Genomic DNA, 12,614 nt, shown 5'->3' on the forward strand with positions numbered 1-12,614 from the left:
CCGCACATTGGGCACGCCGGTTGGACGGGATAATCTGCCGCGCCACTGCAGATGGCGTGAGCTGAGCGAGACAGCCAGACACCGTTGCAGCAAGCGTTTCCAGCCGTGGGACTTGCAAGACAATCATTGACGGAGAGTGCATGCAAAAGCGGGATGGGGTGGTGCTGTATTCGGCATCAGATTTGGTGAATTACCTCGAATGCGAACACCTCACTTCGCTCGACCTTATCGACCTTGAGACGCCGCTCCCACGCACTCAGGACAGTGACGAAGCCCAACTCATCCAGTCCAAAGGGTATGCGCATGAGGCGAACTTTCTGGAGCAGCTCAAAGGGCGTTATCCCCGAGTCATTGACATTGCGATGACAGAGGGGGGCAACGCTCAAAAAGTTGAAGCCACCCTCCAAGCCATGCGCGATGGCTACGACATCATCTTCCAGGCGACCCTGAAGGATGGCTGTCTCATCGGTCACGCGGACTTTCTTCGCAAAGTGAACCAACCCTCAAAGCTCGGCGCCTGGCGCTATGAGGTGCTCGACACCAAGCTCTCGCGCACCCCAAAAGCCAAGTTCATCATCCAGCTGGCCTTCTACTCGGCCATGGTGGCCAAGGCGCAAGGCGCTGCCCCACAGCTCATGCACGTCGTTCTAGGTGACAAGCGTGAGGCGACGTACCGCTTCGCCGATTACGCCCGCTATCTGAACCTGATTACTCGGCGATTCCTGGCGCGTGTCCAGGGCGAGGCTGTCGAGACCTATCCGAACCCATGCGAGAAATGCGCCCAGTGCAAATGGAGAGGACTGTGTGAGGAGCGTCGCCTCAAGGATGACCACCTGAGCCAGGTCGCCAACATCACACGACTTCAGGTCAAGAAGCTCGAACTGGCCGGAGTGAAGACGCTTGAGGCGCTGGCCAAGCTGCCCGTCGAGAGCCGTATCCCGAAAATGCCCCCGGAAACGCTCGCCAAACTGCATCAGCAAGCCCGGCTGCAGTGGCAGGCACGGGAGACTGGCGTGCGTCATCTGGAGCTCTTGCCAGAGGCACCCGACGCGTTGCGTGGATTCGCACGACTTCCCGCGCCCGCGGAGGGAGACCTGTTCTTCGACATGGAGGGTGACCCGCTCGAAGAAGGGGGGCTGGAGTACCTCTTCGGCCTGTACTACTTCGAGCGTGGTGAGGCTCGTTTCAAGGCCTTCTGGGCGCATAGCCGCGCAGAGGAAAAAGTCGCATTCGAAGCCTTCATGGACTTCGTGACCGGTTGGCTGCGCAAGCACCCCAATGCCTTCATCTACCACTACGCAGCTTATGAGCAGACCGCACTCAAGAAGCTGATGTCCTTGCATGGAACGCGCGAGGCGGAGGTGGACAACCTGCTGCGAACCCAGAAGCTGGTCGACCTCTACAAGGTGGTTCGGGAGGCAATTCGTGTTTCCGAGCCCAAGTACTCCATCAAGAACATCGAGCACTTCTATCTTGAGGGCCGAACAGGGGACGTCAAGAACGCTGGCGCAAGCATCGTCTTCTACGAGCGCTGGAAGGAAACCGGCGACACCCAACTCCTCAAGGAGATTGAGGACTACAACCACGACGACGTCCGCTCGACCTATGAGTTGAGACAATGGCTTTTGTCGTTGCGCCCCGCGCATCTGGCATGGTTCGCACCTGGCACGGCCGCCAAGGCTGAGGTACCGCAAGTCGGTGAGCTCACCGCAGAAGAGAGGCGCCTCATCCCGTACCGGGAGCGTCTCGTCGACCGCCTGCCGACGGAGCGCAGCGCATGGGGCGAGGAAGAACATCTCTTCGAGCTGACCTACCAGCTACTGGATTTCCATCGTCGGGCAGCCAAGCCTGAATGGTGGTCCATGTTTTCGCGCAAGGAACTCTCGGAAGAGGAGCTGCTCGATGATGGCGAATGCCTGGCCGGCCTGATTCCAGATACAGCCAATCCGCCAACTCCAGAGCAGCGCTCGGTTCGGTATTCGTTCTTTTTTCCAGAGCAGGAGTCAAAACTCAAGAGCGGGGACAGCGCGTCGATTGCACAGACCTCTGACCCCGTCAGCGACCTGGAGGTCGACGAGGCACGTCGGCATGTCAGCTTCAAATTGAGTGCAAAACGGGACCCGCTGAGCTTGCCGGTCGCGCTGGGCCCGGGCATGCCTGTATCCGCGAAGGCGCTGACCGAAGCGGTATTTCGCTTTGCCGATAGCCTTGTGAAAAATGAGCGGACCTACACGGCTATCGAGGCGGTCCTCACGCACGCGCTTCCCGCCATCAAGGGGCACGCACACGGGACGCCTATCCTCACCCACACCGGCGAGGCACTGCCGCAAATCATCCAGGCCATCTCGAATCTGGAGGGCAGCTACATCTTCGTGCAAGGCCCACCAGGGGCAGGCAAGACCTATACAGGGTCTCACGTCATCGTTTCGCTGCTCAAACACGGGTACAAGGTGGGCGTGTCATCAAACAGCCATAAGGCCATCAACAATCTGCTGCACGGGATTGAAAGAGTGGCCAAGGCCGAAGGGTTTTCGTTCCGGGGCGCCAAGAAGTCGACTAAGGAAAAGACGGAAAGCCACCTAAGGGGTGAGTTCGTTCAAGACGTGTCCAAAAACGGCGACATCCTCGACCGTTTGGAAGGTGTGGGCGCCTACCAGCTCGTGGCGGGTACCGCGTGGCTATTTGCTGACGCCGACATGGACCAGCGGCTCGACTACATCTTCGTGGATGAGGCCGGCCAGGTGGCTCTGGCAAACCTGGTTGCGATGGGCACATCAGCGCGCAACATTGTTCTCCTTGGCGACCAGATGCAGCTTGGACAGCCTATCCAGGGCGTCCACCCTGGCCGCTCTGGGGAGTCCTCCCTGGAGTACCTCCTGAACGGCAAGGCAACGATTCCTGCAGAGCAAGGCATCTTCCTGGAGAAAACATGGCGGATGCACCCAGACGTCTGCCGCTTTATCTCGGACGCAGTCTATGACGGCCGTCTGGAAGCGGCGCCGCACAACGCCAACCAGACGTTGCTCCTCAATGCGCATGCTCATCCGGCTTTGAAGCCCACGGGAATTCGATATCTTCCCGTTCAGCATGACGGCTGTTCTCAGCGCAGTGAAGAGGAGGCCGCACTGGTGCGCGAACTGGTGACGAATTTGCTCGACCAGCACTACAGGGACAAGAAGGGAAACATTCACCCGATGACCCTGCAGGACATCCTTGTCGTCGCTCCCTACAACATGCAGGTCAACTTGTTGAAGAAGACCTTGCCCGAAGGCGCGCGAGTAGGAACGGTCGACAAGTTCCAGGGGCAGGAGGCAGAGGTCGTCATTGTATCGATGGCCACCTCAAACGGCGACTATCTGCCGCGTTTCATCGAATTTCTTTACAGCAAGAATCGCCTGAATGTGGCCATTTCACGCGCGAAGTGCCTTGCTGTATTCCTTGCCAATCCAGCATTGATGGCAATCCATTGCTCGACCCCCGAGGAAATGGCTTTGGTCAACACACTGTGCTGGGTGCAAGAGGCCGGCCAGTGAGCCAACAAGATGGGGACTGCGGCCAGGTTCGCCACGACTGCATTTCGAACTCAAGAACAACCCTCAAGGGAGATGTCATGACCGAAAAGTTTGTAAAGGTGCCTTACTACATCGAAAAAGACGGAACGAAGACCTTCTTTCTACCCGAAGTAAGACTCACCAAGGGCTACCAAATTGGCGCGAAGGGCGAAGAGGTCTATTACGCGGACTACTGGGAGGCGCTCTCCAAATTGATGCAAATGAACACAAGACGCTTCCGACGCCGCAACGGCAACAACATCCCCGGCATCGTTTCATGCCAACCCGAGCATATCGAAGAGGTCAAACAGAGCTATATAGAACAACAATTGTCCAGCATGGGCGTGCACGCATGAGCGAGAAATTTGTGAAAGTCCCATTCAAGAGAGAAGAAGATGAAAGCAAGACTTTCTTCCTCCCCGACTGCAGAATGACCAAAGGCTATGAGATTGGCGCACGCGACAAGGACAAAGAGCGCGGCATTCAGGACTACTGGGTCGCCCTTGAGAAGCTCATGGCCATGCCGCAACCAAGGTTCAGGCGCCGCAACAAGAATGGAATTTCTGGAACGGTGACCTGCGCCCCCGGCGACGTCGAGGAGGTCAGTCGGGACTATATCGAGTCTGAGCGCGCGAAATATGGTGGATGAGAACCAGACCCTGACTTGGGACGCGGCTGTCCAGCTACTCGATGCGAATTTCCACTTCAGAGCGCCAGCGGGAACCACAGGAAGGACCTATCGAGCATCACCCAACGGCCCTGCGCTGACCATATCTCAGGCAGGACAAGCCCTCGAAGTCCAACTTCCCAAGAAAGTGGACTCCCTGGCAGGCGAGCCACTGTCTTTGCCGGGACAAAGCATCCGATATTCAGTCTCAACAGTCGGAGAACTGCTCCACTGCATCGGGGTGCTCACCGACAACGTGAAGAAAGATGTCGCCTACAAGACGGCGCATGAATTTGAAACAGGAAATTCCGGCATGGCTGTAAAACAACCCCTCAACACCATCCTCTATGGCCCCCCTGGGACCGGAAAGACCTACTCCGTGGTCTTGAAGGCGCTCTCCATTGTCGACGCCAAGGACTACGGCTTGGAGGTGAGTGCGGACGTCTATCAAGAGCTCAAGAAGCGTTACGACGCGCTGGTTCGAGACGGCCAGATTGCCTTTGTAACGTTCCATCAGTCCTATGGCTACGAAGACTTCATCGAAGGCATTCGGCCGCAGACAGAAGGTGGTCAGATTTCTTACGCGGTCCGGGATGGCGTGCTGAAAGCCATTGCCTTGGCGGCTCGGGAAAACTGGCGGAAATCGATAGCGTCCGACAAAGAAACCCTGGACGATGATGCGCTGTTTGAAAGGGTCTGGCAGGAGTTGGCAGACACCCTGGAAGAGCAAGCCGATGGCAAGGTCAAGGTCACGCTCTACAAAGGTGGTGAGGCAGAACTTGAACTGGGGCAGACGGGTAAGAACGTTGTTGTCTCGCTGCCCGGCTACAAGACGACCTACCCCATCTCCAAGAAGCAGCTAAAGAGCTTGTGGGGACGCCGACTTGAAGTCGCCCGTCCGTCGGACACCAAACTCTACAACCGGTCGTTCTTCTGGGCGGTTCTTGAACATCTCAAAGAAATCGCGGCAAATGCACAACCGGTGGCGGTTCAGCCCGAGGCCTTGAAGCCCTATATCCTCATCATTGACGAGATTAACCGGGGCAATATCTCCAAGATATTTGGCGAACTCATCACGCTGGTTGAGGAGGATAAGCGCCTCGGCGAGCCATTCGAGATGACGGTGACTTTGCCTTACTCCCAAGGTGACGAAGAGCCATTCGGACTGCCGCCAAATCTTTACTTGGTAGGCACGATGAACACATCGGACCGTTCCATTGCACTCCTTGACACAGCGTTGCGACGCCGATTCGAGTTCGAGGAGCTTCAACCAAATCCGAGTGTTCTAAAACGCATTGAGCTCGATGCGGACGTCGACCTGCCCGCGCTTCTTGACGCCATCAATGAGCGCGTCGAATACCTCTATGACCGTGACCACACGATTGGCCACGCGTACTTTGTGGGTGTGAAGACACTTAGTGACTTGGAGCGGGTATTCCGCCGGAAAGTCATTCCGCTGCTTCAAGAATACTTCTATGAGGATTGGTCGAAGGTTGCGCTGGTTCTGAATGACTCCACCGGCCGTTTCATTGAACAAGATGTACGGGTTCCCAAAGGGCTACAGGGGAGTGACATTGACTCTGAGCCCAAACCGCGGTTTCGGGTCAAGGACAGTCCATTCCTGCTTGATGCGTTCCAAAACATCTACAGCGGGCAGTGAGAAGCGTGGCACTGTTATCTGTCTTCGAGTATCAGCGGGTGAGAGTCGGGGACCCATCGTGCGATGAAGTGACGCCCTGCATTACGCGTGCCCAAGCGGATTTTCTGACCAATCAAAGGACACGGCTGGGTTTCGAGGTATTCAAGTTCGTAAACGGAAGCGCAGTTGCAGCGCAACAGTACGTGGGCGTCTGCCAGATTGGCGACCTGACGGTTGAGGTTCTCCCTAAGATTGATGTTGACGTCGGTCACGTCAGAAAGAACCTAGTCGCCATGATTGCCGCGACGGTCGACCTGGCTATCAAAGATGGGGGCACAGCTTATGTCGGCACCCAGAGTCATAGCATCCTCGAAATCCTCATCCGGCTTTTTGGCGAGAAGCTGTTTGCGCAACTCAGACGCGGTCTGATGCGGCGCTATGAGACACGGGAGGAGAACCGTTCCGTGCTCCGTGGTCGCCTTGATGTCGTCCAGCAGATGCGTTTGAACATCGGAAACCCTGAACGGCTTTACTGTCGTTATCAAGAGTTCCTGGAAGACACGCCGCTCAATCAGGTGTTCAAGGCGGCCCTCAGGCGCCTTCTGAAGGTCACAAGACGGATTTCCAGCCAGCGATTGTTAGCTGAATTGTTGCTCATGCTGGATACGGTGTCGGACGTACCGGTGTCAAAACTGGCATGGCAGGACGTTCACTTCGACCGAATGAATGAGCGGTATCGGCCTTCCTACAAACTGGCCGAAATGTTTCTCAGGAACATGCTGCCGGATGTAACCGGAGGGCGCCACGAAGGCATTTCCCTGTTCTTCGACATGAACGCCCTATTCGAGGAATACATCGGCAGGACAGTTCAGCGAGTGATGCGTGATTCGGGCGTCTCGGTGGCCCTTCAAGGTAGAGGAGGAAATCAGCGGTACGTCGCGCGGGATTCAAACGGCAGCGGCGCTTTCGCAATGAAGCCAGACATTGTCGGCGTTAGGGACGGGCGCTACGAATGGATTCTCGACACCAAATGGAAGGTGCTTTCACAAGCCGAGTGGCGAGAAGGAGTGGCCCAGGCCGACCTCTACCAGATGTATGCCTACGCCAGTTGTTACGATTGCCCCAAGGTGCTGCTTCTCTATCCGCATCATGATGAACTCGGCGGGGAGCCTGGATTTCGGCAAACCTTCTATTTGAACCCTTGGGCGACCACGTGCATGCCGCCAATGAGAGTCATGGTGGCGAGCGTCGACCTTCGAGAATTGGTGACAGTTCCGGCGCAGCTTCACTCGCTTCTGAATTAGGGCTGCATGAAGAAGTCGGAGCCCCGCTTAAAGGTGCATCCACCAAGTGCGCACATGATGACCAGGAGAGCTGCCGACCCGTCGCAGCCACCTTGGTTCTCACCGCAAAGGGCAGAAATTGGCCTTGGCAAACCGGTTGCAAACGCCGAAGTCACGATTTGAACTCCGCGACGCCTATTCAACTCGCGACCGGAAATGCGTTCTTTGTCCCTAGACCGCCAAGCCTAATGCAGGCTGACATAACAACATGAGGTAGCAGGAATGAAATCCAAAATTGCCTGGGTTAGACGAGCGCAGCGGACGATTCGAATGGTGTCTGAGTTGCACCGAATGGGTTATCAGCGGCTGCGACTAATGCCGTATGTACACCCCAATGCATGGCGATTGGCCGTTGCACCCAAAGAGTTGTTCTCCAACCACAATGGCGCTTTCATTCCTCACGGAAAGCTCTGTGACAGCAGTGTCGCAATATATTCAGCAGCAGGTGGAGGGGATGGTTACTTCGACTGGATTGATGCTCGTGGCGATGATGCGCGGGCTCTGGCTGAGAAGTTTGTCGCTCGTTTTCCAGTTATTGCCGAGCGGGGTAAAGGTCGTGACTGGGCATACGCTGGCTGGACCTCTGAGCTGGTGGGCTTCCTTGAGCTGGACGACTGGCTGCCGACTGTGTACTGGGACTACATGACGGGAAGTCCGGACGACCTTCAAGTACTCCCCATCTGGGTCGCTACTGCCAGCAACCTTGTCTGGAATGGCATCGAGGCTTCTACGAATTTCCGCAATCCAAGTTTTGATTTGCCGCCGAACTAAAAGGGCGCAATGGCGCTGCCCCCAAAGAGTCAATCGACCGACGAGGGAGCGTTTCGGTCTATGAGGGCAAACGAAGCTCGATAGCTCCGAAGCTGCTGCACGTCAGTGCTTTCGCAAGCAAAGGGCAGCCACCTGACTCCACATGGCGCGTGGCATTCGACGCCCTCGCCTCGCATATAAACCACCTCCCTAGACGAGCTTTCGCTCATCGAGAGGCGTCTGAGGGCCAGGTCAATAACGGAGGGTAGAGCTCCTGCTTTGGGAGCAGGAGGTCAGTTGAGAACGAAAATTTCTCTTCATTTCAGTGGGTTGCAGAGTTGCCGTTACGAGGTGCCTGACGCCGTTAACGTCATCCCCGCTTGGCCCTCGGCACTCCTCCCGGTGAGCTTTCATTCAGCATGGAGGCTTGCCTTGACCCCGACTTACCAACAACTAGACGACCGATTACGGGCGCATTTTGGCATCGACGACGAAGACGCGTCCTCGCCGCCACTCCGCTTGCAGCAGTACCGCAACTGCCGCACGGCCCTTCTCTCCTTCCTGGCGTATTGCGGCAAGACGCTCGACTCGGCCATCGGCGCAGAACTGACGTTCCAGTTCGAGCGGCGGCTGTCTGACTACCTTGCTCAGCTCGATGTCGCGCCACGCACCCGCCGCGACCGACGCACTCAGCTCCTGTTGCTCCAACGCCTGCACAACCAAGGGCCCATCTCGGCGGCAGCGCCGCGCACGCCAGGTCGCTTTGAAGCCGAGCTCCGGCGTGCATTGTCTGCTCAACCGCTCGCACCCAAGACGCTCTCGCGCGAACTTGGAATTTCTCCATCGCTGCTTCAGCGCTGGCTCAAAGGCGCTACCCCCAATCAGCGCGGTATCGCCCCGCTGAGACGCCTTGAGCATGCACTTGGGCTTGCCCGAGATACGCTCGTGCGGCTCATCGACAAGGAGACCTCCGCCGACGCGGCGCCGCCCGTCCGTATCCACTCGCGAGAAGTCATACGGGAACGGTGTCGTGACACGTATCGTCTGCACCACGAAGACTTCAGCGAGGCGTTTCGGCGCGAATGGCGGGCGCTTTTGACTGAGAAGACTTCAACGGTCCCGGCCCTGGAGCGTGCGCCCAAGGGTGCTTGGCGCCTGCTGCCCATATCGATGGTGACCCAAAGCCATCCATTGGGAACGGTCGGAATGCAGGTCTGCCCTACCGCCGTACTCAATCTCCAGCACTTGGCGTCCTTTTACGGGTGGCTGCGCAACTGGGGCACCGAGGCGGGCATCGTCCCGCCGGGTGAGTTCTCCGACGCACTGGCCTGGCTCGCCGTGCCTGCGGCCATCGAAGCTTATCTTCAGTTCATGACCGAGCGCTCGCAAGGCCTGCGCCACGGAGGCCACCTCACCTTCACCCGCTTCGTGGCCTCGCTGGTTCGGGAGCGTGTCGGCTATTTGTACCAGCAGCGCGACCTCGCTGAGCGCCTACCGCAATGCCTGCGTCCGGAAAGCGACGACCAATGGCGTCGCGTGTGCCTGCGCACCCACAAGCTCGCCAACACCTGGCGACGCACTTCCTCCGACATCAGTCGTGCACCTGACGCTCCCATCGCCCATCTCCTCGAATCGGACTCACCGCTGCGCCCCATCCTCTTGGCTATCCGCGAGCTGCAGAAACTGGCGGCATCGGCCCCGAGCGGTAGCGTCTCAGAAGCCACCCACATCCGTGACGCACTATTGCTCTCCTTGCTCGTTTCCAATCCGCTGCGTGCCCGCACGCTGGCCACGCTGACGTGGAGCCCCTCGAACAGCGGCTCGCTCTATCGCGCAACCGACGGCAGCTGGCGAATTCGATTGAGCAGCGCCGCCCTCAAGAACGGCGGCGCGAGACGGAACGCCAAATACGACGTGCAGATTCCTCCCCCGGTCGCAGCTCTCCTGGAGCAGTATGTGTGCGAAGCACGCACCACATTGCTGGCGGGCACATCGAGTGCCTATCTGTTCGTCTGCGGTCCCCGCGACCGCCCGTGGCGAGGCCTCTCTGCCCGTGTCAGAAAGCTCACCAAACGTCACATCCCAGGCTCCCCCGGCTTCGCAGCACACGCATTCAGGCACTTGGTAGCCAGCGCTTGGCTCAAACAACATCCGAACGATTTCCTCACCGTCGCGGAGTTACTCGGTGACAGTCTGGAAACGGTCATCGCGGAGTATGCGCACCTCAAGCGAGACGATTCTTTGGCGAGGCTGTCGGCGCACTTGAGTTCGGTGCTCGACACCGTGCGATGAACTCACGTCGTGAGAGGCGTGGGAAAAGCGGGCGCCAGCACTGCAGCTGCGCCAAAGCGCCACCGCCTCTATCCTGCCCACTCGGAACGGCTAGCCGCTCTTGCCACCCAAGCGTTGGGTGGCCCCCTACGCATCAAGCACTGGCGCTTTGCCAAGTCCCTGCATAGCCGAACTCACGCGGCCAGGCGTCCATCGGGTCAGCAACTCCCGTGTGCCGGTTCTGGAGCCGAGTCGCAGGGCCTCATCCAAGCTGACGCCTCGTCCTCATCGAAAAATATAAACAGTGGTTACTTAACTGAATGTCGGAGGAAGGGGATTGAACCACCGCGGCCGACTCGAACCACCGTAGACAGCGGCGGTTTCAGACGTCAAGCGGGAGCCGTGGACAACACTGGGTGCGAACAGCTAGAGGTGCGGCGGGACAGGCGGTCTCTGTCCAAAGTCTGGCTGTGCGATGGCGTAACCGCGCGACCATCGCGCCTCGGCGAGGGCCTGGCTCCATACGTCCGCAGAATTTTGAGGCAAAGCGCGAACCCAGCGACGAGCGTCGTGGGCTGGGGGCAGCTTTTGCCTCCTACAAGAACGCTTTTCCACCATCCGCAGTTCATTAACAAATCGTCAACAACACTCAGACCCGTCAATCCAAGAGTAGGCTATTCCTCTGTAAATGTCCCGCGCGCGGTCGTGAAACCGGGATGAACATGCGCGGGGCGTTGCCCCAAGCTCCGAGCAAAGCGCTCGTCGCATCGTCAATCGCACAAAGAACGGACAAACCAAAGTCGACTCGTACAAGTTTCGGACAAACGTCTCGGCTTCCCTCGGTCAATCGAACACGAAACGGCTCAGTCGTCCGACCACGGCTGGACGCGGACTGTTCGCCGTGGCCCAGCGGTCATATGTTGTGCCCTCGCCATGTCCAAACCGTGCCACCGACAGCGGGAACGTCCTGCACCAGAGTTCGCTCTGTCGGAATTCGCCGACGTTATGGAGCACTCATCATGAGCAAAGCGAGCAAAGCCACATCCAGTCAGCAGCCCAAACCATCGCCGAAGGGGTCCGGAAACACCGCCCCTCGGCCACAGACGGATAGTCGGGGCCGACCGCTGAACCACCTTCCGGGAGGCAACTGGCCCAGCACTACGGGCAAACCGTCTGGCGAAGGACGCAGCAACGCCGACTCTGCCGACTAGAAGGCGGCAGCAAGCGCCTGTTCGGAGTACTGGTAGCGCTTGGCGTCCGCAGCGCACCGGTGGAAATCAAGCCAGAAGGCGTACCTAGATTCCGCCCAGTCCTCGAAGCATTCAAAACCGTGCGGGAAGGGCTGGGCGTGTTTAAGCAACTCACTGCCGATTAGTCCGAGCAGACTCAGATGTCGAGCAGCAGCCCGACGAGCCCAGAAGCCCTTCGTCTGTTCCTCATTGAGAAGCGTGGCGGCAAGTTTTCTCAGCAACTTTTTGGTTGGAGACTTTGTGCCCGCACTCCAGCGTTTGAGCGTTGAGATGTCAGGGCTGTCGTCACCCAGGTTTGCGGCATCGAGAATTTCATTCATCGAAGAAGCGCAGACCGCTTCAGTGAGCCAGTCGTAGAGCAGACTGGTCGGATTGCGTCCTGGCGCCTTGCGGCTCGGCATGACGTCCAGAAGCACCGACCGAAAGCCCTCGCCTCCGCGACTCATGGCATCCCACTCACAGGCCATCAAGAACGCGAAGTGCACTTCCAAGGCAAGCGCATACCTGAGGACGTTTACCTCTTCGAGACTCCGCGTATCGCGCAGCCGTTCTAGCGCTTCAGGCCAAAGGACGTGCGCCCACAACCCGTCTTGGGCCAAGCACTCGGCGGCGTCAGACACAGTCCCTTTCTTGGCTTGATGCTCAGCTGCACGACTTGCTCGCTCTGCGAGGACCAGAAAGGTGTTGGGTGGGTCCAACGGGTTTGGGTAACTCACCGCAAGGAGCGTTTGATGCCACGGACCCGTCCGAGCCAATTCGGCCATAAGACCGTCGCTACGGCGCATCGCTTCTTCAAACGGCTCGCGGAGCGCATCCGGCACATCAAACCTGTCGTGCATCTCGCGAATCAGCGCAGGGTCGAATGGCTGTTTGCCCTGGGTCATGCGCTGAAGGCGCTTATACAAATCCGATGCCCGTTGGTCCGCAAACATCCGCGAGAACGGGATTCCAAGAAGTCGCCAAATGACCTCCGGGTCAAGCATGCAGAACCCCGTCAGCTCGACTGGCTTAGGTTTGCCTTGAAACGGGTTATTGAACTTGGCGGTGCGGGATGGGGTGTCAGGACTCATTGGGACGGCGTGTGCAGCGGAGATAACTCAAATCATCAATCGCGCCCCGCCACAGCGCGGGCCGGACGCTCAG

8 protein-coding genes are annotated in these 12,614 nt (G+C 58.2%); 7 read left to right on the top strand and 1 reads right to left on the bottom strand.

The annotated features are described in order from the left end of the window. The first annotated feature begins 140 nt into the window (after positions 1 to 140). From OPU71_RS00525 to OPU71_RS00555, 7 genes are all read left to right on the top strand, one after another. On the top strand, positions 141 to 3,533 hold the full coding sequence (locus OPU71_RS00525) for a TM0106 family RecB-like putative nuclease (protein ID WP_267723915.1): 3,393 nt from the start codon (positions 141 to 143) through the stop codon (positions 3,531 to 3,533). Positions 3,534 to 3,610: 77 nt separating this feature from the next. Next, positions 3,611 to 3,907 (top strand): hypothetical protein, encoded by a 297-nt coding sequence (locus OPU71_RS00530; protein WP_267723916.1) that lies wholly within the window; start codon positions 3,611 to 3,613, stop codon positions 3,905 to 3,907. Then, on the top strand, positions 3,904 to 4,200 hold the full coding sequence (locus OPU71_RS00535) for a hypothetical protein (RefSeq protein WP_267723917.1): 297 nt from the start codon (positions 3,904 to 3,906) through the stop codon (positions 4,198 to 4,200). Before OPU71_RS00530 ends, OPU71_RS00535 begins: the two co-directional genes overlap by 4 nt. Beyond that, a complete protein-coding gene (locus OPU71_RS21210; protein WP_324256017.1) occupies positions 4,190 to 5,878 on the top strand; it encodes an McrB family protein in 1,689 nt (562 codons plus the stop codon). Before OPU71_RS00535 ends, OPU71_RS21210 begins: the two co-directional genes overlap by 11 nt. 5 nt (positions 5,879 to 5,883) lie before the next feature. Further along, positions 5,884 to 7,161, top strand: coding sequence for an McrC family protein (locus OPU71_RS00545; protein ID WP_267723918.1), 1,278 nt, complete (start codon positions 5,884 to 5,886; stop codon positions 7,159 to 7,161). Positions 7,162 to 7,422: 261 nt separating this feature from the next. Then, positions 7,423 to 7,971 carry a hypothetical protein gene (locus tag OPU71_RS00550; protein ID WP_267723919.1) on the top strand — a complete coding sequence of 183 codons (549 nt, stop codon included), beginning with the start codon at positions 7,423 to 7,425 and terminating at the stop codon, positions 7,969 to 7,971. Positions 7,972 to 8,382: 411 nt separating this feature from the next. Beyond that, positions 8,383 to 10,242 (top strand): site-specific integrase, encoded by a 1,860-nt coding sequence (locus OPU71_RS00555; RefSeq protein ID WP_267723920.1) that lies wholly within the window; start codon positions 8,383 to 8,385, stop codon positions 10,240 to 10,242. A 1,186-nt stretch (positions 10,243 to 11,428) separates the two neighbouring features. Here the strand turns inward: OPU71_RS00555 and OPU71_RS00560 are convergent. Then, positions 11,429 to 12,541: a hypothetical protein gene (locus tag OPU71_RS00560; RefSeq protein ID WP_267723921.1), complete on the bottom strand. Its 1,113-nt coding sequence runs from the start codon at positions 12,539 to 12,541 to the stop codon at positions 11,429 to 11,431. Positions 12,542 to 12,614 lie beyond the last annotated feature (73 nt).

Source organism: Niveibacterium sp. 24ML (assembly GCF_026586805.1).
In the GTDB taxonomy this organism is placed as follows: Bacteria; Pseudomonadota; Gammaproteobacteria; order Burkholderiales; family Rhodocyclaceae; genus Niveibacterium.